The organism is Actinoplanes utahensis (assembly GCF_016862455.1).
Classification (GTDB): Bacteria; Actinomycetota; Actinomycetes; order Mycobacteriales; family Micromonosporaceae; genus Actinoplanes; species Actinoplanes utahensis.
The window spans coordinates 41,495-67,123 of the sequence record NZ_BOMZ01000094.1 but is presented as its reverse complement, the minus strand read 5'-3'; the positions used below and the strand labels follow the sequence as shown (position 1 = coordinate 67,123).

Below are 25,629 nucleotides of genomic sequence, written 5' to 3'. Positions count from 1 at the left end.
CTCGGATGTCCGCCGACCAGCACAGCCGCATCGCCGCCCTCCCGGAGCACCTCCAGCGCGCCCTGCGCCAGCGGCTCGCCGGGTCCACGCCGGCCGCCGCGGCCACCGGCCGCATCCCGGCCGCCCGGCGCGACCAGCCGCTGCCGCTCTCGTTCGCGCAGCAGCGGCTGTGGTTCCTGGACCGATTCGCGCCCGGTGACTCCGAGTACAACAGCGCCCTGGCGCTGCGGCTGACCGGGCCGCTCGACGAGGCCGCGCTCACCGCGGCGATCCGGGGGCTGGTGGACCGGCACGAGTCTCTGCGCACCACGTTCGCAGACGTGGACGGCCGGGCCGTGCAGATCGTGCACCCGGCGTCGCCGTGCGCCGTACCGGTCGTGGATCTCGAGGAGCGAAGCCGGGACGGGGCCGCCCTCGACGACCTCCTCTTCGCCGCCTACTCGGTGCCCTTCGACCTGGCAGCCGGACCGCTGTTCCGGGCGACGCTGTTCCGGCTGGCGCCCCAGGAGACCATCCTGCTGCTGGCCGCGCACCACATCGTCACCGACGGCTGGTCCATGAGCGTGCTGGCCGACGACCTCGGCGCCCTCTACGAGCAGGCCCGGACGGGGACTCCGAGCAGTCTGCCGGAGCTGACCACGCGGTACGCCGACTTCGCCGTCTGGCAGCGCGCCCAGGCGGCGGGCGCGGCGGCGCGGCGGCACGCCGACTACTGGACCGGGCAGCTGGCCGGCCTGCCGACCCTGGATCTGCCCACCGACCGGCCCCGGCCCGCGGTGCGCACCTCGAACGGCGCCGTGCACCCGTTCACCGTGCCGGACGTCGTCGCCGACCGGCTCACCGCCCTGGCCCGCGCCCACGACACCACGCTCTTCACCACGCTGACCGCCGCCTGCACGGTCCTGCTCTCCCGCTGGACCGGACAGGACGACGTGGCCCTCGGCACGGTGGTGTCCGGCCGGGACGGCGCCGGCCTGGAACGACTCGTCGGCTTCTTCGTCAACACCGTGGTGCTGCGGTCCCGGGTGGACCCCGGCTGCACCGTGGCCGAGCTCCTCGGCCGGATGCGCGCCACCACCCTCGACGCCGTGGCGCACGGCGACGTGCCCTTCGAGCGGCTGATCGAGGCCGCCGGCGCGCCGCGCGACGTCAGCCGCAACCCGCTGTTCGACGTCATGGTCCTGCTGCACGGCAGTCAGCGGGCCGTGCCCCGGATGAGCGGGCTGCACGTCGCGGACGTGCCGCTCACCCGGCGGGCCGCCACCGTCGACCTGTCGGTGGAGTTCGAGCAGCACGACGGCGCCCTCTCCGGCTTCGTCGAGTACAACACCGACCTGTTCGACGCGAGCACCGTCGCCCGGATGACCGGCCACCTGCTGACCCTGCTGGCCGGCTTCGGCGTGGACCCGCACCGCCGCATCGGTGACCTGCCGCTGCTCGACGCCGGGCAGCGGCAGCAGCTCCTGGATCTCGGGACCGGTCCCATCGCCGACTGGCCCGCCGCCACGTTCGGTGACCTCTTCGAACAGCAGGTGCGGCGCACCCCCGACGTGACCGCCCTGGTGTGCGGGGACACGACACTCACCTACCGTCAGCTGGACACCCGGGCGAACCGGCTGGCCCGGCTGCTGCTGCGGCACGGCGCCGCCCCGGAACGAGTGGTCGCGGTGGCACTGCCACGGACGGCGGACGCCCTGGTGGCCCTGCTCGCCGTGGCCAAGGCCGGCGGCGTGTACCTGCCGCTGGACGCGGACCTGCCGGCCGACCGGATCCGGTTCGTGCTCGACGACGCCGCGCCCGTCCTGCTGCTGAGCGCCGGACCGCTGGACGTGCCGCACGGTGCCGCCCGCGTCGACCTGAGCGACCCCGCCACCGGGCGCGAGCTCGCCGCGCTCCCCGGCCACCCGCCGGCCGGCGCCGACCGGCCCGCCCCCCTCACCCCCGGGCACGCGGCGTACGTCATCTACACCTCCGGATCCACCGGCCGGCCCAAAGGAGTCACGGTCGAGCACCGGCAGCTGACCAACCTGTTCCACCACCACCGGCACGGGCTGACCGCCGCCGCCGGGCGCCGGCTGCGGGCCGCCCTGACCGCCTCGTTCTCCTTCGACACGTCCTGGGAAGGGCCGCTGCTGCTGGCCGACGGGCACGAGCTGCACCTCATCGACGCGACCACCCGCCTCGACCCGGCCGCCCTGGTCGCCTACATCCGCGGGCACCACATCGACTTCCTCGACCTGACCCCGTCCTACCTGCAGCAGCTGCTGCAGGCCGGGCTGCTCGACGAGGGCCGGCACCACCCGGCCGTGCTGATGCTCGGTGGCGAGGCCCTCAACGAGGCGCTCTGGCGCCGGCTGCGCGCGGCGCCCGACACCACGGCGTACAACTTCTACGGGCCGACGGAGTGCACCGTCGACGCGTTGTCCTGCCAGGTCTCCGACGCGGCGCGGCCGACGGTCGGGCGACCGCTGGCCAACCTCCGGGCGTACGTGCTCGACGACCGGCTGGCACCGGTGCCGGCCGGCGTCGCCGGCGAGCTGTACCTGGCCGGCGCGCAGGTGGCCCGCGGCTACCACGGCCGGGCCGGGCTGACCGCGCAACGGTTCACCGCGGATCCGTACGGCCCGCCGGGAACCCGGATGTACCGCACCGGCGACCGGGTCCGGTGGACCGCGGACGGCATGCTCGACTATCTGGGCCGCGGCGACGGCCAGGTGAAGATCCGCGGATTCCGGATCGAGCTCGGGGAGATCGAGTCCGCCCTGCTGGCCGAGCCCGGCGTCGCCGGGGCGGCCGTGGCGGCACGCGGCGACCACACCGGGCACCAGCGCCTGGTCGCGTACGTGGTGGGCGCCGGCGGAGACCGCCCGGACCCCGCCGCGTTGCGGGCGGCGCTGCGCCGCCTGCTGCCGGACTACATGGTGCCGTCCGCGTTCGTCCCGTTGGACCGCCTGCCGACCACCCACACCGGCAAACTGGACCGCCGCGCCCTGCCCGAACCGCCGGCGCCCACCGGCGAGGAGACGGCTCACGTCGCCCCGCGGACCGACGTGGAGCGGTGCCTCGCGGAGATCTGGGCGGACGTGCTCGGCGCCGCCCGGGTGGGCGTGACCGACAACTTCTTCGCCCTCGGCGGCGACTCGATCCTGAGCATCCAGGTCGTCTCCCGGGCCCGGCAGGCCGGGCTGGGCATCACCTCCAAGGACGTCTTCCTGCACCAGACCATCGCCGAACTGGCGCCGCTGGTGCGTGCCGCGCCCACACCCGGCAGCTCACCCGTCCTCACCGGTCCGGCACCCCTGACCCCGATCCAGCACTGGCTGCTCGACACGTACGGGCTGCTGCGGCACTTCACCATGTCGATGACCCTGGATCTGGCCCCCGACGTGGACGAGACCGTCCTGGAACAGGCGCTGCGCGCCGTCACCGGGCACCATGAGGCACTGCGTCTCGCGGTCACCGCCGGCCCGGGCGAGCCGGCCCAGGAACCCGCCGCCGATCCCGCTCCGGTCCGGCTGCGCCGCTGCGATACCGACCAACGGCTCGACGCGGCCACCGCACTGCGCGCCGACCTCGATCCGGCCACCGGGCGGATGTTCGGCGCCGTCCTGCTCCGCGCGCCGGACCGGGCACCGCAACTCCTGCTGATCGCCCATCACCTGGTCATCGACGGGGTGTCGTGGCGCATCCTGCTCGACGACCTGGAGACCGCCTACCGTCAGCTCGCCGCCGGCCGGCCGCTGTCGCTGACGCCGGCCGGCACCTCGTTCGCCCAGTGGGCACACCGGCTCGAGGCGCATGTCACCGCCGGCGGGTTCGACGACGCCCTGCCCTACTGGACGGCCTGCCCCGATCCGGAGCCGCTTCCGGTGGACCGCGAGGGAACCGGCGCGGTGGCGTCGGCCGGTACGGTGTCGGTGCGGCTGGGCCGGTCGGACACCGAGGCACTGCTGCACGAGGTTCCCCCGGTGTACCGCACACAGATCAACGACGTGCTGCTCAGCGCGCTGGGCCGGGTGCTGGCCGACTGGACCGGCCGGGACCGGGTGGCGATCGCCCTGGAGGGACACGGTCGCGAGGAACTGCTGGACTCCGTCGACCTGAGCCGTACCGTCGGTTGGTTCACCACCCAGTTCCCGGTGACCGTCGACCTGCCGGCCGGCCGGGACTGGGGCCGTACCCTGCTCGCGGTCAAGGAGCGGCTGCGAGCGGTACCCCACCGCGGGCTCAGCTACGAGGCGCTCCGCTACCTGGCACCCTCCGCGACGGCCCTGCGCGGGCGTGCTCTGCCGCAGGTGTGCTTCAACTATCACGGCCGATGGGACGAGCCGGCCGCCGGCACCGGGCTGATCCGGGCCCGCCACGACGGTGTCGGACCGGACGTCGACCCGGACCGGCGCCCGGCCTACCTGCTCGACATCACCGGCCTGGTGGAGGCCGGTGAGCTGCATCTGAGCTGGCAGTACCAGGAGGACGTGCACGACGGGCGCACCGTACGCGCCCTGGCGGACGCCATGCTCGACGCGCTGCGGGCGATCGTCGCGCACTGCCGGGAACCCGAGGCCGGCGGCCGGTCGCCCGCTGACTTCCCACTCGCCGGGCTGGACCAGCCCGGCGTGGATCGCATCGCCGGTGACGGACGCAGCGCCGAGGACGTGTACCCGCTGACGCCGCTCCAGGCCGGCATGGTCTTCCACAGTCTCGTCGACGCCGGCTCCGGCGTGTACGCCGACCAGACCCGGATGCGGCTGGCCGGCGTCACCGACCCGGAGGCGCTGGCCACCGCCTGGCAGCGGGTCGTCGACCGGACGCCGGCGCTGCGTACCGCCGTGGTGTGGGAGGGCGTCGAGCGGCCGCTGCAGGTGGTGCACCGCCACGTCGCCCTGCCCACCACCCACCACGACTGGCGGGGACTCACCGCGTCCGAGCGCGACCGGGCCCGCGACGACCTGCTGGCCGCCGACCGGGCCGCGGCGCTGGACCTCACCCGGGCGCCACTGATGCGCCTGGCCGTCGCCCGGACCGCCGAGGACGAGGTGTTCCTGCTCTGGACCTCGCACCACGTGCTCCTGGACGGTTGGAGTGTCGGCCAGGTCTTCACCGAGGTCGCGCAGGAGTACACGGCCCTGATCCGCGATCGGTCGTACCGGCCGGCTCCCCGCCGGCCGTTCCGGGACTACCTCGCCTGGCTGGCCGCGCAGGACGAGGACGAGGCGCACCGCTACTGGCGGACCGTCCTCGCCGACGTGACCGCGGCGACCCCGTTGCCCTACGACCGCCAGCCGGTCGAAGCGCACCGTGCCGAGTCCGCCGAGACCGTCCGTACCGGGCTCGGCGCGGCCGGCACCGCCATGGTGCAACGAGCCGCCCAGCAGCACGGCCTGACCGTCAACACCCTGGTTCAGGGCGCGTGGGCGCTGCTGCTGTCGCGGTACAGCGGGGAGCGCGACGTGGTGTTCGGCACCACCGTGTCCGGCCGCCCCGCCGACCTGCCCGGCGTCGAGTCGATGATCGGTATGTTCATCAACACCGTGCCCACCCGCGTGGCCGTCGACGAACGGCGGCCGGTGGCGGTATGGCTGCGGGAGCTACAGGCGGCGCAGAGCGAGTCGCGCCGCTACGACTGGGTCTCCCTGGCCCAGTTGCGTGCCTGCACCGGCCTGCCGTCCGGAACGAACCTGTTCGACAGCGTCGTGGTCTTCGAGAACTACCCGTACGACGCGGACGCGGTGGCCTCCGGCGAACTCGCGCTGCGCGACGTGCGCAGCACCGACACCACCAGCTTCCCGCTGGCACTGAGCGCCCACCTCGCCGGCGGGCTGGAGCTCGAGCTGGCGTACGACCCGCAGCTGTTCGACGCCGGCACCGCACGGGTCCTGGCCGGCCGGCTGCGAAGGCTGTTGCTGGCCGTCGCCGAGGACCCGCGGTGCCCGGTGGGCGACCTGAACTGGATGACCGCCGACGAGCGGCAGCAGGTGCTCGCCGAGTGGAGCGGCACCGACCTGGAGATGCCGCTCACCATGTTCCCGGACGTCTTCGCCGAACAGGCGCGGCGTACCCCGGACGCCACCGCTCTGGTGTTCCGGGACGTCCGGCTCACCTTCGCCGAGGTGGAGGCCCGGGCCAACCGGCTCGCCCACCTGCTGATCGACGCAGGCGTGGGCCCGGAACAGGTGGTCGCCGTCACCCTGCCGCGCAGCGCCGACACGGTCGTCGCGATCCTCGCCGTCCTCAAGGCCGGAGCCGTCCACCTGCCGGTCGACCCCGCTCTGCCGGCGAACCGGGTCGCGCTGCTCTGCCGCGACGCCCGCGCCGCCCTGGTGCTCGGCGCCGCGCCACCGGACGCCGGTGACCTGCCGGCACTGCTGCCCGGTGACCCGGCGATCGAGGCGGTGCTCCGGCGCTGTCCCGACACCGCGCCCACCGACGCCGACCGGCGGGCCCCGCTGCGGCCCGGCAACGCCGCGTACCTCATCTACACCTCCGGCTCCACCGGGCGGCCCAAGGGCGTCCTGGTCGAGCACCGGCAGCTGAGCACCCTCTACTTCGACCATCTCACCGAGCTGATCGAACCCGAGAGCCGCGCCGCCGGCCGGACCCTGACCGTGGCACTGACCGCGGCGTTCTCCTTCGACACCTCGTGGGAGGGCCTGCTGTTCCTGGCCGCCGGGCACCGGCTGCACGTCATCGACGACGAGGTCCGGCTCGACCCGGACGCGCTGGTGCGCTACATCACCGAGCGGCACGTCGACCTGCTGGACCTCACCCCCTCGTACGCCCGCCAGCTGATCCCGGCCGGTCTGCTCGACCCGGCGCACCGGCATCCGCGGGTCGTCATGCTGGGCGGTGAGGCCGCCGAGCCGGCTCTGTGGCGCGAGCTCGCCGCCAGCCGTGTCACCGGCTACAACTACTACGGTCCGACCGAGTGCGCGGTGGACTCGGTGTCCTGCCGGCTCGCCGACGCCGACCGGCCGGTGATCGGGCGGCCCGGCCGCAACCAGCGCGCGTACGTGCTGGACCGCGGCCTGCGGCCGGTGGCGCCCGGAGTGATCGGCGAGCTGTACGTCGGTGGCGCCCAGGTGGCCCGCGGCTACCTGGACCGGCCGGGCCTGACCGCGCAGCGTTTCGTCGCCGACCCCTTCGGCGCGCCCGGCGGACGCCTCTACCGCACCGGGGACCTGGTGCGCTGGACCGCCGGCGGCCTCCTGGAGTACCTCGGCCGGGCGGACGAGCAGATCAAGATCCGGGGGTTCCGCATCGAGCCGGGCGAGATCGAGGCGGCTCTGCTGGCGCACCCGGACATCGACGCCGCGGCGGTGGTGGCACACGAGTCGGCGCCGTCGGTCCGGCGGCTCGTCGGTTACCTGGTCCCGGCGGCCGGCAGCACCCTGCCGCCCAGTGGTGACCTGCGCGCCCGGCTCGGACGGTCCCTGCCGGACTACCTGGTCCCGGCGGCCTTCGTCGGCGTCGACCGGCTGCCCGTGAACAGCAGCGGCAAGCTCGACCGCCGGGCACTGCCGGAGCCCGACTTCCGCGGCGCGGGCGGCGGGACACCGGCACCGCCCCGCACCCCCGCCGAGCGCCTGACCGCCCGGGTGTGGGCGGAGGTGCTGGGCGTACCCGGCGTCGGTGTCACCGACAACTTCTTCGACCTCGGCGGCGACTCCATCCTGAGCATGCGGGTCACCTCCCGGCTGCGGGAGGAGTCCGGCGTACGCGTGTCGCCCCGCGCGGTCTTCGACGCGCCGGACCTGGCCGCGCTGGCGGCGCTGCTCGACGACGCCGCCGGCCGGCCGCGGGTGCCGCCGGTCACGCCGGTGCCGCGCACCGGTGCGCTGCCGCTGTCGTTCGCCCAGCAGCGGCTGTGGTTCCTCGACCAGTTCGAGCCCGGTGGCGCCGAGTACCTGTCGCCGCTGGCACTGCGCCTGCGGGGGCCGCTGCGGGCCGAGGCCCTCGCCGCGGCGCTGACCGCGCTGGTCGCCCGGCACGAGTCGCTGCGGACCACGTTCGACACCGTGGACGGGCGGGGCGTCCAGACCGTCGGGGATCCGTACCCGATCGTGCTCGAGGCACACGACGTGACCGGCCGACCGGAGGCGTTGGCCGACCTGCTCGCCGCCGAGGCGGCGCGTCCCTTCGACCTGCGCACCGGCCCGCTGATGCGCGCCACCCTGATCACCGCGGGCCGCGACGACCACGTGCTGCTGCTCGTCCTGCACCACATCGTGACCGACGGCTGGTCCGGTGGGGTGCTCGCCGACGAGCTCGGCGAGCTGTACGACGCGGCGCTGCACGGCCGTCCCGGCCGGCTTCCCGCCCTGCCCGTGCAGTACGCGGACTTCGCCGTGTGGCAACGGGAGCGGCTCGCCGGCGCTGTTCTCGACGACCAGACGGCCTACTGGCGTACGCGGCTGGCCGGGCCGGCTCCGCTGGAACTGCCCACCGACCGCCCCCGGCCGCCCGTGCGCACCTCGGCCGGCGCGTCCCACGAGTTCCGGATGCCCGCCGCGCTCACCGCCCGGCTCCGGCAACTGGGCCGCGACCACGACTGCACCCTGTTCACCACGCTGGTGGCGGCCTGCCAGGTGGTGTTGAGCCGCTGGTCCGGGCAGGACGACATCACCCTGGGCACCGTCACGTCCGGCCGCGAACACCCGGGCCTGGACCGGATCGTCGGCTTCTTCGTCAACACCGTGGTGCTGCGCTCACCGGTCGCGCCCCGGCAGCCGTTCACGAGCTTCCTCCGCCAGGTCCGCTCCACCGTGCATGATGCCTTCGCCCACCAGGACGTGCCGTTCGAGCGGCTCGTCGACGAGCTGCGGCCGGCCCGCGACACCAGCCGCAATCCGCTGTTCGACGTGATGGTCGTGCTGCAGAACCTGCCGTCCGAGGCGCCCCGTCTGGCCGGCCTCGAGGTCAGCGAGCTGCCGCCGCCGGTGATCACGGCCAGCCACGACCTCACCTTCGAGTTCGAGGAGCGCGACGGTGCGCTGACCGGGGCGGTGGAGTACAACACCGACCTGTTCGACGCCGCCACCGTGGCCCGGCTCGCCGGTCACCTCGGCGTCCTGCTGGAAGCGGTCGTCGCCGACCCGTCCACGCCGGTGGGCCGGCTGCCGCTGCTGACCCCCGGCGAGCGCCGGGAGCTGCCGGGCTACCAGAGCGGCCCCGCGGTGGACGGGCCCGCGGGCACCTTCCCGGAGCTGCTGGCGGCACAAGCCGTCCGTACCCCGCACGCCACCGCCCTGGTCTGCGGGCCGGAGACGCTGACGTACGCCGACCTCGACGAGCGGGTCAACCGGCTGGCCCGGCTGCTGCTGCGCCACGGGTGCGGCCCGGAGCGTGTGGTGGCGTTGCTCCTGCCCCGCTGCGCGGATCTGGTGGTCGCCATGCTCGCGGTGGCCCGGACCGGCGCCGCCCACCTGCCCATCGACCCGGAGCAGCCCGCTGACCGGACCGTCCTGGTCCTGCGGGACGCCGCCCCGATGCTGACGATCACCGCGGGCCGGCACGACGCGGACCACGGTGTGACCCGGCTCGTCCTGGACGACCCCTCGGTCCGCGAGCAGCTGCTGTCCGGCTCCGGTGCCCCGCTCTCCGAGGCCGACTGCGCCCCGCCCCGCCCCGCCGGCGCCGCCTACGTCATCTACACCTCGGGCTCCAGCGGCCGGCCCAAGGGCGTGGTCGTCGAGCACCGCCAGTTGGTCAACCTCCTGGCGCATCAGCGGACCGGTCCACTCGCGGACTTCGCGGCCCGGCACGGCGACCGGCCGGTTCGCGCGGCCCTGACGGCGACCTTCACCTTCGACTCGTCGTGGGAGGAGGTGCTGCTGCTGGCCGGTGGCCACGAGGTACACGTCCTCGACGACGCGGTACGGACGGACGCCGGCGCCCTCGTGCGGTATGTGGCCGAGCACCGCATCGACCTCGTCGACGTCACCCCGTCGTACGCCCGGCAGCTGCTCGCCGCGGGCCTGCTGACGGATCCGCGGCACCGGCCGGGCCTGATGCTCGTCGGCGGCGAGGCGCTGGACGAGGCGCTGTGGCGGGATCTGACGTCAGCCGGGGTGATCGCCTACAACATGTACGGGCCCACCGAGTGCACGGTGGACGCGGTCGCGGCCCGGCTCGGCGGATCCGGGCGCCCGGTGCTGGGCCGGCCGCTGCCGAACCTGCGGGCGTACGTGCTGGACGACCGGCTGGCTCCGGTGCCCGTCGGGGTGCCCGGCGAGCTGTACCTGGCGGGCGCCCAGGTGGCCCGCGGCTACCTGGGCCGGGCCGGGCTGACGGCGCAGCGTTTCGTCGCCGACGTGTTCGGCGGACCGGGGGAGCGGATGTACCGCTCCGGCGACCGGGCCCGCTGGACAGTGGACGGGACGCTGGAGTTCCTCGGCCGGGCCGACGAACAGGTGAAGATCCGTGGCTTCCGGGTGGAACCGGGGGAGGTCGAGGCCGCCCTGATCACCCACCCGGACGTCACCGCGGCGGTGGTGGTGGCCCACACGGGCGACGGCGGCCATCAGCGGCTGGTGGCATACCTGGTCACCGCCGGTGGCCGCGATCCCGGCACCGCGGCCCTGCGGTCCTGGCTGCGGCGATCGCTCCCGGATTACCTGGTTCCCGCCGTGTTCATGGTGCTGGACCGGCTGCCGGTGACCGCCAGCGGCAAGGTCGACCGGCGTGCGCTGCCCGAGCCACGGCTCTCCTCCGAGTTCGCAGCCGCGTACGTGGAGCCGCGCACCGACGTGGAGCGGTGCCTCGCGGAGATCTGGGCGGACGTGCTCGGCGCCGCCCGGGTGGGTGTGACCGACAACTTCTTCGCCCTCGGCGGCGACTCGATCCTGAGCATCCAGGTCGTCTCCCGGGCCCGGCAGGCCGGGCTGGGCATCACCTCCAAGGACGTCTTCCTGCACCAGAGCGTCGCCGAGCTCGCCCTGGTCGCCACCAGGGCGGCCACCCCGGGCACGACCGCCGAGCCGATCACCGGCCCGGCTCCGCTCACGCCGATTCAGCGCTGGTTCGTCGGTCACCAGCCGGAACATCTCGGTCACTTCGCCATGTCCATGCTCGTCGAGTTGCCCGCCGAGGTCGACCCGAAGGCGCTCGGCGCGGCGCTGGACGCGGTCGTCGCGCACCACGACGCGTTGCGCCTCCGGCTGCGGCACGACGCGGACGGCTGGACCCAGGAGGCCGTGCCGGCCACCGGGGCGCGGCTGTGCCGGGAGGACCTGTCCGGTGTGACCGACGACGACGTCCGGGCGGCCGCCCTGCACCGGCACGCGGTCGAGGCGCAGCGCGGGCTCGACCCGAGGACGGGCCCGACGCTGCGGGCCGTCCTGTTCGAGCACGGCCGGCAGCGGCCGCCGCAACTGTTCATCGCCGTGCACCACCTGGTCATCGACGGCGTGTCCTGGCGGATCCTGCTGAACGACCTGCAGGAGGCGTACCAGCAGCTGGCGGCCGGGCGACCGGTCGGCCTGGAGCCCGTCGGCACCGCGTACACCGGCTGGGCGCACCGGCTGGCGGGCATGGTGGCCGCGGGTGGCCTCGACGACGCGCTGCCGTACTGGACGGCGGCCGCAGCGGCGACAGCGGACCTGCCGGTGGACCGGGCGGGCGCCAACACCACCGGGTCGGCGCGGACCCTCACCGTACGGCTGCCGCGCGCGCAGACCGATGCCCTGCTGCACCGGGTTCCCCCGGTGTACCGGACCCATGCCAACGACGTGCTGCTCAGCGCGCTCGGCCGGGTGCTGGCCGACTGGACCGGCCGGGACCGGGTGGCGATCGCCCTGGAGGGGCACGGCCGTGAGGAACTACTGGACTCCGTCGACCTGAGCCGTACCGTCGGCTGGTTCACCGCCGAGTTCCCGGTGTCGCTCACCGTGCCGTCCGGTTCCTGGGGTGCGGTGCTCAGCGCGGTCAAGGAACAGCTGAGGACGGTGCCGCACCGCGGCCTCAGCTACGGCGCCCTGCGGTACCTGAGCACACCCGGCTCCCCGGCCGAGGTGCTGCGTGACCAGGCCATGCCGCAGATCTGCTTCAACTATCACGGTCAATGGGAGGTCGGCGGGGACGATCCGGACGGCCTGTACCGCGCCTGGTGTCCCGGCATCGGCGAGGACGTCGCCCCGGACACCGACCGCGGCTATCTGATCGAGATCACCGGTGCGGTCACCGACGGCTGCCTGCACCTCGACTGGACGTACCCGGGCGCGGTGTACGACGAGGCGACCGTGCGCCGGCTGGCCGAGGCGATGCTGCGCGCCCTCACCGAGATCGTGGCGCACTGTGCCCGCCCGGAGGCCGGCGGGCGCACCCCGTCCGACTTCCCGCTCGCGCGCCTGGACCAGGCCGCCGTGGATCGGCTGGCCGGGGACGGCCGTGCCGTCGAGGACGTCTACCCGCTGACGCCGCTGCAGGCCGGCATGCTCTTCCACAGTCTCGTCGACGAGGACTCCGGCGCCTATCTGGATCAGACCCGGGTCCGCCTGGCCGGCGTGCCCGATCCGCACGTGCTGGCCGAGGCCTGGCAACGCGTGGTCGACCGCACCCCGGTGCTGCGTACGGCGGTGGCGTGGGAGGGCCTGGACCGGCCGGTCCAGGTGGTGCACACCGGGGTACGCGTCCCGGTCGTCCATCACGACTGGCGCGCCCGGCCGGCCGGCGAGCACGAGTCCGGGCTCGACCGGCTGTGCGCGGCCGGCCGAGCGGCGGGTCTCGACCTCACCGTCGCACCGCTGATGCGCCTGACGATCGTCCGGGTCACCGATGACGAGGTGGTGCTGGTGTGGAGCGCCCACCACATCGTCCTGGACGGCTGGAGCACGGCCGCGGTGTTCGGCGAGGTCGCCGAGGAGTACGCCGCCGCGCTGGCCGGCCGGGCGCCCCGGCTCACCCCGCGTCGGCCGTTCCGTGACTACCTGTCCTGGCTCGCCGGCCAGGACGGCGACGAGGCGCGGCGCTACTGGTCCGGTGTGCTGGCCGGACTGCGGTCGCCGACGCCGTTGCCGTACGACCGGGCACCGGCCGGCACCCACCGCACCGAGTCGACGCAGTCGGTGCGGATGCGGCTGGACGCCGCGGAGTCGGCCCGGCTGCACGACACCGCACGGCGCAACGGCCTCACTCTGAACACCGTCGTCCAGGGCGCGTGGGCGCTGTTGCTGTCCCACTACAGCGGTGAGCGGGACGTCGTCTTCGGCAGCACCGTCGCCGGCCGTCCGGCCGAACTCCCCGGGGTGGAGTCGATGATCGGCATGTTCATCAACACCCTGCCCACCCGCGTCACGATCGATGACAGCGTGGACGCCGTGTCCTGGCTGCGCCGCCTCCAGGTGCGGCAGAGCGAGGCCCGGCGGTACGACCACGCGTCGCTGGCGGACCTGCGGGGCGGCACCGAGCTGCCGGCGGGCACGGAGCTGTTCACCAGCATGGTCGCCTTCGAGAACTATCCGATCGACGCCGACCGGACCGGTGCGGAGGAGCCGGGGCTGCGGGTCGTGCGGGCCGACGGCGCCGACACGACCACGTTCGCTCTCAGCCTCACCGCCTACCTCGACGACACACTGCGCTTCGAGCTGGCCTACGACCCGCGCCTGTTCGACCGGGACACCGTGACGGCGCTGACCGGGCGGCTGAGCATCCTGCTCGGACAGATCGGCGCCGATCCGCATCGGACTCCGGGACGGCTGCCCTGGCTGACCGAGGCCGACCTGGCGCCGGTCCTCCGCGGCTTCGACGACACCGGTCGCGGGCTGCCGGGCGGCACCCTGACCCGGCTGCTCGCCGAGCAGGCCGCGCGTACCCCGCGGGCGCGGGCGGTCGTCTTCGAGGACCGTGAGCTGACCTACGCCGAGCTGGACGAGTGGGTGGAGCGACTGGCCGCGCGACTGGCCGCCGCCGGCGCCGGGCCGGACCGGTTCGTCGCGGTGTCCCTGCCGCGCTCGGTGGAGCTCGTGGTCGCGCTGCTGGCGGTGCTGCGCTGCGGTGCGGCCTATCTGCCGATCGAGCCGGACCTGCCCGCCGAGCGGAGGGCCTTCATGTGTGACGACGTCCGTCCCGTCCTGGTACTGGACCGGCTGGAAGCCGTCCGCGACGGGGACGGTCTGCCGGCGCCGGCCGCATCGGCGTTCTCACCGCCCGGCCCGGCCGATGCCGCCTACGTCATCTACACGTCCGGGTCCACCGGCCGCCCCAAGGGGGTGGTGGTGCCGCACGAGGGCATCGTGAACCGGCTGCTGTGGATGCAGCACGAGTATCGCCTCGGCCCGGACGACGTGGTGCTGCAGAAGACCCCCGCCGGGTTCGACGTGTCGGTGTGGGAGTTCTTCTGGCCGCTCATGACCGGCGCGACGCTGGTGGTGGCACGCCCGGACGGGCACCGGGACCCGGCTTACCTGGCTCGCCTGATCCAGGACCGGGCGGTCACCACGGTGCACTTCGTGCCCTCGATGCTGCGGGCGTTCCTGGCCGAGCCCACCGCCGGCGCCTGCACCGGTCTGCGCCGGGTGATCTGCAGCGGGGAAGCCCTGCCCGGTGAGCTGGTGGCCGCCTGGCAGCGGATCCTCGATGTGCCGCTGCACAACCTGTACGGACCCACCGAGGCCTCGGTCGACGTCACCTCGTTCGCCTGCCCGTCGGGCTGGGCCGGCGGTCCGGTGCCGATCGGCCGGCCGGTGTGGAACACCCGCGCCTATGTCCTGGACCGTTTCCTGCGCCCGGTGCCCGCCGGTGTGCCCGGTGAGCTGTACCTCGCCGGCATCCAGCTGGCGCGGGGTTACCTGCGCCGGCCCGGCCTGACCGCCGAGCGGTTCGTCGCCGACCCGTTCGGTCCGGCCGGGACCCGGATGTACCGCACCGGGGACGTGGCCCGATGGACGCCGGACGGGCTGCTGGAATACCTCGGCCGGGTCGACTCCCAGGTCAAGATCCGGGGTTTGCGCGTCGAGCTCGGCGAGATCGAGGCGGCACTCGCCGCTCATCCGGCGGTCCGGGACGTCGCGGTGCTGGCCCGGACCGACCAGCCCGGCAGCCCCCGCCTCGTCGGTTACGTCGTGGCGGGCAGCGGCGCCGTGCCCGACGACCGAGGGTTGCAGGACCACCTGCGCCGGTCGCTGCCCGAATACATGATCCCCACCGTCTTCGTCGCCCTCGACCGGTTGCCGCTGACCGTCAGCGGCAAGCTCGACCGCCGGGCGCTGCCCGCACCCGACCTCGGCAGCGCGGCCGGTCCGACGTACGCCGAACCGCGCAGCGACGCCGAACGACTGGTGGCCGCAGCCTTCGCCGAGGTCCTCGGCCGGCCGAGGGTCGGTGCCCGGGACGACTTCTTCGCGCTCGGCGGCGACTCCATCCTGAGCATCGGGGTCACCTCACGGCTGCGGGCGGCATTCGGGGTGCAACTGTCGCCGCGTGTCCTGTTCGACCACCCCACGGTGGCCGGGCTCGCCGCTGCCGTCGAGGGACCCGGCGCCGCCCCGGCCGACATCCCCGTCGCCGTGCCGCCGCGCGACGGCCTGCTGCCGCTCTCCTTCGCCCAGCAGCGGCTCTGGTTCCTGCACGAACTGGAACCGGGCAGCAGCGAGTACCACACCGGGACGGCGCTGCGCCTGCACGGTGAGCTGCGCACCGACGCACTGGACGCGGCCCTGTCCGCGCTGGTGGCCCGGCAGGACTCGCTGCGCACCACGTTCCGCACCACCGAGGACGGCCACGGCCGGCAGGTGATCCAGCCCCCGTACCCGGTCACGCCGGAGCTCGCCGACCTGACTCGCGTACCGCCGCCGGACCGCGACGAGCGCATGGCGCAGGTACTGGCGGCGGCCTGGGAGCGCCCGTTCGATCTCGCCGGCGGGCCACTGCTGCGCCCGGTGCTGATCCGCGTCGCCGCCGACGATCACGTACTTCTTCTGGTGCTGCACCACATCGTCACCGACGGGTGGTCCACCGGCGTCCTGCTGGACGAGCTGGCCGAGTGCTACGCCGCGGCGCTCGTCGGCCGCACGCCGCGGCTGCCGGCTCTGCCGGTGCGGTACGCCGACTTCGCCGCCTGGCAGCGCGACCGGCTCACCGGAGCGGTGCTCGCCGACCGGCTGGACTACTGGCGGGACACGCTGGCCGGGCTGGCCACCCTGGAACTACCCACCGACCGGCCCCGTCCGCCGGTGCGGACCCAGAACGGCGCGGTCCACGAGGCGCGTCTCGCCCCGCAGGCCGCCGAGCGGCTGCGGCTGCTCGGCCGGGAGCACGGTGGCACCCTGTTCACCACGCTGGTGGCCGGGTGCCAGGCGCTGCTCAGCCGCTGGACCGGCCAGCGGGACGTGGCGGTCGGCACGGTCACCGCGGGCCGGGACCGGGCCGAGCTCGAGAACCTCGTCGGGTTCTTCGTCAACACGGTGGTGCTGCGCACCGACGTGGACGGTGACCTGCCCTTCTCCGACCTGCTGGACCGGGTGCGCGTCACGGTACGGGACGCCTTCGCCCACCAGGACGTGCCGTTCGAGCGGCTCGTCGAGGAGCTGCAACCGGTTCGCGACCCCAGCCGGACCCCGCTGTTCCAGGTGATGGTGGTGCTGCAGAACCTGCCGGGCACGGGGGCGGACCTCCCCGGCCTGCGGGCCGAGCCGGTGGAGCTCCCGACGACCACGGCGGCCGTCGACCTCACGCTGGAGTTCCAGGAGACGGCCGCCGGCTTGGACATGGCGCTGACCTACAACACCGACCTGTTCGCCGCCGCCACCATCGAGCGGATGGCCGCCTGCCTGGTGGAGCTGCTCACCGGTATCGCCGCCGACCCGGGCCGGCCGGTGGCTCACCTGCCGATGCTGCCGGCAGCGGAACGGCATCACCTGCTGACCGAACTGAACGACACCGGCGCCGAAATGCCCCCGGCCACCCTGGACCAGCTGTTCGCCGCGCAGGCAGCCCGTACCCCGGATGCCCCGGCGATCCTGCACGAGCGCGGAGCGATCGGGTATGCCGAGCTCGACGACCGGGTGAACCGCCTGGCCCGCCTGCTGATCGGGCGGGGCGCCGGCCCGGAGTCGATCGTCGCGCTGCTGCTGCCCCGATCGGTGGAGATCATCGAGGCGCAGCTGGCGGTCGGTCGGGCGGGCGCCGCCTACCTGCCCGTCGACCCGGACTACCCGGCGGAGCGCATCGCGTTCATGCTCGACGACGCCCGGCCGATCCTCACCGTGACCCGCTCGGACCTCGCCGGCCGGATTCCCGCGACGGGCGAGCGGCTGGTGCTGGACGACCCGGCGGTCATCGAGGTGCTGGCCGCCCGACCAGGGGAGCGGGTCACCGCCGCCGACCGGACCGCCGCGCTGCTGCCGGAGCATCCCGCGTACCTCATCTACACCTCCGGATCGACCGGGCGGCCGAAGGGGGTGACCGTCACCCACGCCGGCATCGCCGGGTTCTCGGCCGCCGAGATCGAGCACTTCGCCGTCGGAGAGGGCGACCGGGTGCTGCAGTTCGCCTCACCCAGCTTCGACGCCTCGGTGCTGGAACTGTGCATGGCCCTGCCCGCCGGGGCCGCCCTGGTGGTGCCGCCGTCCGGGCCGCTCGTCGGCGACCCGCTGCGGCAGGTCCTGGCCGGCCGGCGGGTGACCCACGCGCTGATCCCGCCGGCCGCGCTGGCCACCGTCGGAGACGGTGAGCTGCCGGACCTGGCGACCCTGATCGTCGGTGGCGACGCCTCCGGCGCCGAGCTGGTGGCGCGCTGGGCGCCGGACCGGCGCATGATCAACGCGTACGGTCCGACCGAGACGACAGTGGTAGCCACCTGGACCGACGCTCTCCTGCCCACCGGCAAGGTGCCGCCCATCGGGCGGCCGATCACCAACACCCGGGTGTACGTGTTGGACGCCCACCTGCAACCGGTGCCCACCGGGGTGGCCGGGGAGCTCTACGTCGCCGGTCCGGGCCTGGCCCGCGGATATCTGCGCCGGCCCGGCCTGACCGCGCAACGGTTCGTCGCCGACCCCTTCGGCGGCGCGGGGAACCGGATGTACCGGACCGGTGACGTGGTGCGGTGGACCACCTCCGGGCAGCTCGAGTTCCTCGGCCGCGCCGACGAGCAGGTCAAGATCCGCGGGTTCCGGATCGAGCTCGGCGAGGTGCGGGCCGCGCTGGCCGCCCACCCGGACGTGGCCCAGGCCGTGGTGACGGCCCGTGCGGACCAGCCCGGCGTCAAACGCCTGGTGGGCTATGTCGTGCCGGTGCCGGGCGCCACACCGCCGGACACCCCGGCGCTGCGCGCCTTCCTCGCCCGGACCTTGCCCGAGCACCTGATCCCGGCCCTGTTCGTGACCCTTCCCCAGCTGCCGGTCACCGCCAACGGCAAGGTGGACCGCCGCGCGCTGCCCGCCCCCGGACCGGCGATCCCGGAGACCGGCGCGGGGTATGTCGCCCCGGGTACCGACATCGAACGCCGGCTGGCCGGGATCTGGGGCGACGTGCTCGGCCTCGAACGGGTCGGCGTCCACGACAACTTCTTCGACTCCGGTGGCGACTCCATCCTCAGCATCCAGGTGGTGTCCCGCGCCCGTCAGGCGGGGCTGCACATGACCGCCAAGGACCTCTTCACCCGGCAGAGCATCGCGGCCCTCGCCGAGGTGGTGGCCGCGGTGACAGACGACCAGGCGGGCCGGTCCCCGGTCGTCGGCGAGGTTCCGCTCACCCCGATCCAACGCTGGTTCTTCGACACGCACACCGTCAACCCGCACCACTTCAACCAGGCCGTGCTACTGGAGCTCACCGACGGGGTGGACGAGTCCGCGCTCGGTGCGGCCCTGGAGGCGCTGGTGGTCCAGCACGACGCCCTGCGGTCGGTGTTCCGGCGCGACGGCACGGACTGGCGGCAGGAACTGGCACCCGCCGAACCGGGGCCGGTGCTGCGGCGGCACCAGCCGTCCACCGGCGACGACGAGCAACTGAGCGCCGAGATGGAGAAGATCGCCGACGGTCTGCACGCGTCCTTCGACCTGCACCGTGGCGGACTGCTCCGGGCGATGTTGTTCGACCGGGGTGCCGGCCGCCGGCCGTACCTGTTCCTCGTCGTGCACCACCTGGTGGTGGACGGTGTCTCCTGGCGGATTCTGCTGGACGACCTGGACACCGCCTACCAGCAGCTGTCCCGGGGCGAGCCGGTCGACCTCGGCGCTCGCACCACCTCGGTCCAGGAGTGGTCCCGGCGCCTGCACGAGCACGTCGCCGGCGGTGCCCTCGACGCCGAGGTGGAGTACTGGGCCGCCGGCGCCGACCTCGGACCGCTTCCCACGGACGAACCGGCGAAGGAACCGGCGGAGTCACCGCCGGCGCCGACCCGCAGTGTCTCGGTGACGCTGACCGCCGACGACACCGACGTGCTGCTGCGCACCGCACCGGGCGTCTACCGGACCCGCGTCAACGACGTGCTGCTGGCTGCGCTCGCCTCGGCGTTGTCGGACTGGACCGGTCAGAACCGGGTGCGGATCCGATTGGAGGGGCACGGCCGGGAGGACGTCCTGCCCGACACCGATCTGTCCCGGACCGTCGGCTGGTTCACCACGATGTATCCGATCACCCTGGAGGTCCCGGTGGACACCGGGCGGCAGTGGCGCACCCTCGTCAAGTCGGTACGCCGGCAGCTACGGGCCGTCCCCGGCAACGGATTCGGGTACGGCGCGCTGCGCTATCTCGGCGCTCAGGAGGTACGCGACCGGCTCGCCGCCCATGACCGCGGACCGGCGACGGTCTTCAACTACCTGGGGCAGTGGGACGCCAGGGCGCAGGAGGCTCAGGCGACGCTGTACCACGACGCGCACCCGGCACCCGGCCAGGACCACGATCCCCGCAACCGGCGGGCGGACGGCCTCGAAGTGGTGGGGTCGGTGCACGGGGGAGAATTGGAGTTCACCTGGTACTACCCGGCCACGACCTTCGACGGCGCGACGGTCGCCACGGTGGCCGGCTCCTTCGGCGACGCGCTGCGGGGGATCGCCGAGGACTGCCGCCGGGGGAAGGGGTGACGGTTCCACTCTCCCGTAACAGGGACTACCGGCTGCTCTGGCTCAGCCAGGCCGGTGCCGAGTTCGGGCACAACGCCACCGCGATCGCCTTCCCTCTGCTGGTCCTCGCGGTCAGCGGATCCACTGCGGCCTCCGGCCTGGTGCTCGGTGTCATCGCCGCCGCCCAGCTGGTGGTGGGCTTGCCGGCCGGTGCGGTCGCGGATCGCTGCAACCGCAAACGCCTGATGCTCGTCTGCGAGGCGGCGCAGGTGATCGCCCTCGCCAGTCTGGTCGCCGCGGTGCTGGCGGGGGCGGCGACGGTACCCCACATGGTGGCCGTCGCAGCGGTGCTCGGCGTCTGCACGGCGCTGTTCGAGCCGGCTGAGGACGCCACGCTCGCGGTCCTGGTTCCGGAGGGGCAGTTGGGCACGGCCGTAGCCGCCAACGCCGCGCGGACCTCATTGGGTCAGGTGGCGGGCACGGCGGCCGGTGGCCTGCTGTTCGCCGTCGCCCGGTTCCTGCCGTTCGCCGTGGACGTGCTGGCCCACGTGGTCGCGTTCGTCACGCTGGCCTTTCTGCGGGTGCCGCCGCGGGTACGGCCACGCGAGCCGGTGGGCCGGCTGGGCCCGGAGATGGTGGCCGGACTGCGCTGGATGTGGCGGCATCCCGTCATCCGGTCCACCACCGTGTACGCCGTGATCCTGAACCTGTTCTTCAGCGCCTTCTACCTGGTGGTGATCGTCCTGGCGCAGCGCCGTGGCGCAGCCCCGGGTGAGATCGGGCTGATGGCGGCGATGCTGGGCGCCGGCGGGGTGGCCGGCGCCCTCCTCGCCCCGTACCTGCACCGGCGGCTCGGGCCGTACCTGTCCGTCGCCGCCGCCTTCTGGGCGGTGTCCGTGCTCGTCCCGCTGACCGCGCTGGTCACGAGCGGATACCTGATCGGTGCTCTGTTCGCCCTCATGGCACTGCTCGCGCCGACCGCCAACACCACGATCGTGACGCAGCAGATGCTGCTCACCCCGGACGAGCTGCGGGGCCGGCTGAGCGGCGCGCTCGGGCTGCTCACCGGTGGTGCCGGGGCGATCGGGCCGGTACTCGGCGGCGCGCTCGCCGCCCTGGCCCCCGGCGCGGCCGCCGTCTTGGCCTGCGCCGCAGGCATGGCAGTGGTGACGGTTTTCGTCACCGCCAGCCCCGTCCTGCGGCGTCTGGCGGCCGGGCAACCGGCGCCGATTCCCGACTGACCGGCAACACCCACCATCAGGCAAGCCCATACGACAAGGAGATGACGATGGACGAGGACGCCCGCTACGAGGTACTCCGCAACGACGAGGATCAGTATTCGTTGTGGCTGCTGGGACAGGAGGTCCCGGCGGGTTGGCACCGAACCGGTAAAGAGGGCAGCCGGGACGAGTGCTCCGCCTACGTCGACGAGGTGTGGACCGACATGCGACCGCGGAGCCTGCGTGAGCAGATGGACGGGGCGGCCCCGGCCTGACCTGTGGCCGGGCCCGCCCCGTGTGGCGGGCCCGGCCCCGCGGTCGCGGCATGGTTCGTTGCCCCTGACGACGGACGTCACCAAGCTCACCTCTCCGGCCGTCGCCACGTCGGATAACCGGTAATTCGTGCACTGTTCAACCGTCCTCACGCATTCAAGAGCGTGTATCGGCGAACACTCGATGTGACAACGTCGAGAGGACGGCCTTCGGCATGATCATGCTCGTGATAGTCGCTATGACACTGCTCGGCGGGACGGCATGGACCGTTATGAACCAGTCCATCGCGCGTAACCGTGTGCTCAACCACCGGCTGTCTCTGGCGGGCTTGCTGGCGTGCCTGGCGATCGGGACCGGCATGCTGGGAACAGTGGCCGTGACCCTGCTGTGACCAGGTGGACTTCCCCAGGTTGCCTCGACCTCGCCCAACGAAAGCCTTGATCTTGACGACCTGGAGAACGCTGGATAACGGAAGGTAACAAGATGACGGCCGCCTTGGTCGACGTCGACACCAGTCCCGTTGCACGTTCGTCGTTCACCCGTACGGCGTCCTCGATGCGGCTGATGCGGTCGGAGTTCGCCGCATTCTGGTTCAAGCGATCCGCCACACCCGCCCCCTACGGCTGGTGCTGGATCTCGCTGATGTGGAAGCACTCGACCCGATCAACCTCGGCACCATCGCCGCCGCCTGCCACCTCGGCGACGACCACCACGTCGCGGTCTTCCTCGACCACCCCTCGGCCGCGCTCGCCGACCGGCTCATCGCCGCAGGCGTCCCCCGCCACCGCCTACGGCACATCGCCTGAATCCTCCCTCCGGCAACGGAAGGCTCTCGGTCAGGTGGTGCCTGGTCCATCTGCGGACCGTGCCGCAACAACGAGTCGTCGTGGCGCTGAACTTCACGAGACAACCGCCATCTGGGACGTCGCCGGAGGACTCGCCCTGGTACGTGAGGCGGGCGGCACCGTCCTGCAACCTCACGGCGACGGGGCGTGGCAGCCGTCCACCACCTTCGGCGATCTCACCCAGGCCCATCGGTGGGCCGTACCGCTGATCTGCGGCGGTCGCAGCGCCGAGCAGGTGGGCGGACACATCGGCACCCCGGTGGCGGCCTGACAGTGCGCCGACTCGCCACGACGTACGTCTTCTTCGCCAACGGCGCACTCTTCGCCAGCGTGCTGCCGCATCTGCCCACCATCAAGAGGCAGGCCGCACTCGACGACCCGGAGATCGGCGTGGTCGTCGCCGCCGCATCGGTGGGCGCCTTGCTGGCCGGGCCACTGGCCGGCCGGGTCACCAGAAGGCTGGGCGCCGGCCCCCTTGCCGCGACCTGCACCCTCCTCTACTGCGCGGTCCTCTGGTCGCCGGCACGGCTGGCGTCGTACCTTGCTCTGATCACCGTCTTCGCGCTCTTCGGCATGCTCGACGGCCTCATCGACGTCGCCCTGAACACCATGGCCCTCGCCGTCCAGCAGACCCACGAGCGACCGATGATCAACGGCTTCCACGCCTGGTGGAGCATCGGCGCCGTTTCCGCGAGCGCCGCCGCCGCGATGTTCACCGGCCTCGGCGTACCCATCACCATGATGCTCACCGCCTCGGCCGCGGTGCTCGCCGCCGGGACCCTCGCACTGCTACCGGCCATCTGGCGTCATCGTGGCATCGGCGGCCGCTCCGGGGCCGGACACGTGCGACCGCGACGGCGGCGGCCGGGCCGGCTCGTCCTGCTCGGAACGGTGGCGTTGCTGGTCGCTTTCGCCGAGGACGTGCCGTCGACCTGGTCGGCCGTGTACGTCGAGGACGAACTGGGCGGCAGCGCCGGAATCGCCGCCGGTGCATACGTGGCCTTCGTGAGCGCGATGACCCTGGGCCGCCTGGTCAACGACCGGCTCATCGAGCACTTCGGCGCGCGCCGAGTCGTTCGAGCCCAAGCCGCTCTGCTTGCTGCGGCCTTTGCCGGTGTGGCAGCCAGTGACCACCCGGCCGCCGCGATCGCGGCGTTCGCGATGGCCGGTGTCGGTGTGTCGGTTCTCTTCCCGACGGTTCTCGCCGCGGCCGGGTCGGACGGCGACGAGTTCACCGCCGGCAACCTCGCCTACCTCACGTGGGTGGGCCGGGTCGGTTTCCTGATCGCACCGGCACTCGTCGGCGCCGTCGCGGGACTGACGAACCTGAGCACCGGAATCCTGCTCGGTGCGGTGGCAGGCCTCCTGCTGATGGCTCTCGCCGGACCGCTCACTCGCGGCACGACACCGTGACATGCCGGTGGAACCGGAAAGGACGCCGATGTGACCGGCCGGATTCGCCTCAGTGGATGCGGTGCGATCTCGAGGCAGGTGAGGAGTGAGTCGGTTGTCGGGTTCAGGCTTGTCGTCGTGGTGCCGACCGTTGCCGGCATGCGGGCACATGAGGACATCACGGCGTCGATGGCGGCGGGGCCTGCGCTGGCCGAGTTGCTGCGTACCGCGGTGGGGAGTGTTGGGCAGCGTATCGATCGGGCGTTGACGGTGCTGGTGGAGCAGCTCGGTATGGAGGTCGCCTATGTCAGCGAGTTCCGTGCCGGGGAGCGGGTGGTGACGCACAGTGTGTCCAGGTCGGGTGGGCCGGTGCTGCCGGTCGGTACGACGCACCCGGTCGAGGAGACCTTGTGTCACCTGGTAGCCACCGGTGACCTGCCCGTCCTGGTCGGTGACGCTGCCGCTGACCCGGTGATGGGCGGGCATCCGCACACTCTCGCGTTCGGTGTCGCGGCGCATGCCGGGGTGCCGTTGGCTGTCGAGGGACGGGTGCGTGGCGCGTTGTGCTGCGCGGCCACGACGCCCGCTCGCACGCTGAACCCGAGGGACGAGGCGACCTTGAACGCCGTCGCCGGTTACCTCACCGGTGTGCTCACCGAGCACGTGGGGCAGCCGGCCGAACCGGGACTGCGGCGGTTGGCCGCCGCGGTCGCCGCTGGACGCGACCTGCAGTCGCTGACCCGGCCGCTGTTGCAACTGCTCCAAGACATCACCGGCCTGGAATCGACCTTTCTCACCATGGTCGACACCAGTGCCGACGAACTGGTCGTCGCCTACGCCCACAACAGCGGCGACCTGGTCGTCGCGGAGGGCAGCACGTCGAGTTGGCAGGAATCGCTGTGCCGTCGTGCGCTGGAGGAAGGACGCGCCGAGGTCACCGACGTGCCCGCGACGTGGCCCGGCGCCGCCACCGCCCAGCAGACGGGCATCACCTCGTTCGTCAGCGTGCCGGTACGCGACGCTCACGACGAGTTGCTGGGCACCCTGTGTGGCGCCAGCAGCAGCACGACTCCGGTGGGTGAGCAGAACCTGGCCATCATGAAGACGTTCGCGCAGCTGTTGAGCGCGCAACTGGCACGTGAGACCGCCCACCATCTGCAGGCCGCGCGGGCCACGGTCATCGAGCAGCGGATGAACAGTCTGCGGGAGGCCGCCGAACGTGACTCGCTGACGGGGCTGTGCAATCGTGCGGGCATCAACCGTTGGCTGCACAAAGCCCTCGACGGGATCGCCGTCGGCGGGCAGCGGCTCGCCGTGGCGTTCATCGACCTGGACCGGTTCAAGAGCGTCAACGACACCTATGGTCACGCCACCGGGGACGAGGTCCTGCGCCGGCTGGCGGCGTCCCTCGCGCGTACCGGCCGTGCCGGTGACCTGCACGGACGTCTCGGCGGTGACGAGTTCATCGTGGCCGCGCTGCTCCCGGCGGAGGCCAGCGTCGACGGTTGGACCGCCCGGGTCCGCGCTGCCGCTGTCGCCGTCGTCGACGATGTCCAGGTCGGCGGCAGTGTCGGCGTCGTCAGCTACGAGTCTGCTGGTCCCGCAACCTCCGTCGAGTACGTCCTCGACCAGGCAGACCGGGCGATGTACCGGGAGAAGCACGCCATGGCGCGGACGACCTGACCCGCCTGCTCCTCGCGGCCCCTGCTCGAGATCGGGTGACCTCCGCAAACACCCGGCGGAAGGCGGGCACCCTCGGGTGCTTCGCCGTTCCGTCGCCACCGTGATCACCCCGAACCGGCGGGAAGCCGACTGCTGACCGGCGGCGACCGGACCACCGAACTGGCCCGACCCCGGCTGGGCACCGACGCGCTCATACCCCTACTCCTCGACGCCCTACTG

Annotated in this window: 7 protein-coding genes and 1 pseudogene; all 8 read left to right on the top strand. The window is 73.2% G+C overall.

All coding sequences use genetic code 11. From position 1 onward, the window contains the following. Nucleotides 1-5: 5 nt before the first annotated feature. The 8 genes and pseudogenes from Aut01nite_RS34720 (at nucleotide 6) to Aut01nite_RS34685 (ending at nucleotide 25,410) form a co-directional block, all read left to right on the top strand. Nucleotides 6-20,018 carry a non-ribosomal peptide synthase/polyketide synthase gene (locus Aut01nite_RS34720; protein ID WP_043531419.1) on the top strand — a complete coding sequence of 6,671 codons (20,013 nt, stop codon included), beginning with the start codon at nucleotides 6-8 and terminating at the stop codon, nucleotides 20,016-20,018. Then, nucleotides 20,015-21,238, top strand: a complete 1,224-nt coding sequence (locus Aut01nite_RS34715; RefSeq protein WP_043531417.1) for an MFS transporter — start codon at nucleotides 20,015-20,017, stop codon at nucleotides 21,236-21,238. Before Aut01nite_RS34720 ends, Aut01nite_RS34715 begins: the two co-directional genes overlap by 4 nt. A 41-nt stretch (nucleotides 21,239-21,279) precedes the next feature. Next, nucleotides 21,280-21,492, top strand: coding sequence for an MbtH family protein (locus Aut01nite_RS34710; RefSeq protein ID WP_201775615.1), 213 nt, complete (start codon nucleotides 21,280-21,282; stop codon nucleotides 21,490-21,492). 212 nt (nucleotides 21,493-21,704) lie between these two features. Further along, nucleotides 21,705-21,881 carry a hypothetical protein gene (locus Aut01nite_RS34705; protein ID WP_161790737.1) on the top strand — a complete coding sequence of 59 codons (177 nt, stop codon included), beginning with the start codon at nucleotides 21,705-21,707 and terminating at the stop codon, nucleotides 21,879-21,881. Between the two features lie 181 nt (nucleotides 21,882-22,062). Then, a pseudogene (locus Aut01nite_RS43935) lies at nucleotides 22,063-22,296 on the top strand (hypothetical protein); the annotation flags it as partial. Nucleotides 22,297-22,333: 37 nt separating this feature from the next. Next, complete coding sequence (locus Aut01nite_RS34695) at nucleotides 22,334-22,606, top strand: inositol monophosphatase family protein (RefSeq protein WP_161790736.1); 273 nt, start codon at nucleotides 22,334-22,336, stop codon at nucleotides 22,604-22,606. A 2-nt stretch (nucleotides 22,607-22,608) separates the two neighbouring features. After that, nucleotides 22,609-23,748: an MFS transporter gene (locus Aut01nite_RS34690; protein WP_043531415.1), complete on the top strand. Its 1,140-nt coding sequence runs from the start codon at nucleotides 22,609-22,611 to the stop codon at nucleotides 23,746-23,748. Nucleotides 23,749-23,886: 138 nt separating this feature from the next. Then, complete coding sequence (locus Aut01nite_RS34685) at nucleotides 23,887-25,410, top strand: sensor domain-containing diguanylate cyclase (protein WP_152629040.1); 1,524 nt, start codon at nucleotides 23,887-23,889, stop codon at nucleotides 25,408-25,410. Nucleotides 25,411-25,629 lie beyond the last annotated feature (219 nt).

What these genes read in the sequence shown, in the direction of transcription:
- Aut01nite_RS34720 (WP_043531419.1), top strand. Translation starts at nt 6, where the DNA reads ATGTCCGCCGACCAGCACAGCCGCATCGCCGCCCTCCCGGAGCACCTC.
- Aut01nite_RS34710 (WP_201775615.1), top strand. Translation starts at nt 21,280, where the DNA reads ATGACGATGGACGAGGACGCCCGCTACGAGGTACTCCGCAACGACGAG.
- Aut01nite_RS34705 (WP_161790737.1), top strand. Translation starts at nt 21,705, where the DNA reads ATGATCATGCTCGTGATAGTCGCTATGACACTGCTCGGCGGGACGGCA.
- Aut01nite_RS34685 (WP_152629040.1), top strand. Translation starts at nt 23,887, where the DNA reads ATGCGGGCACATGAGGACATCACGGCGTCGATGGCGGCGGGGCCTGCG.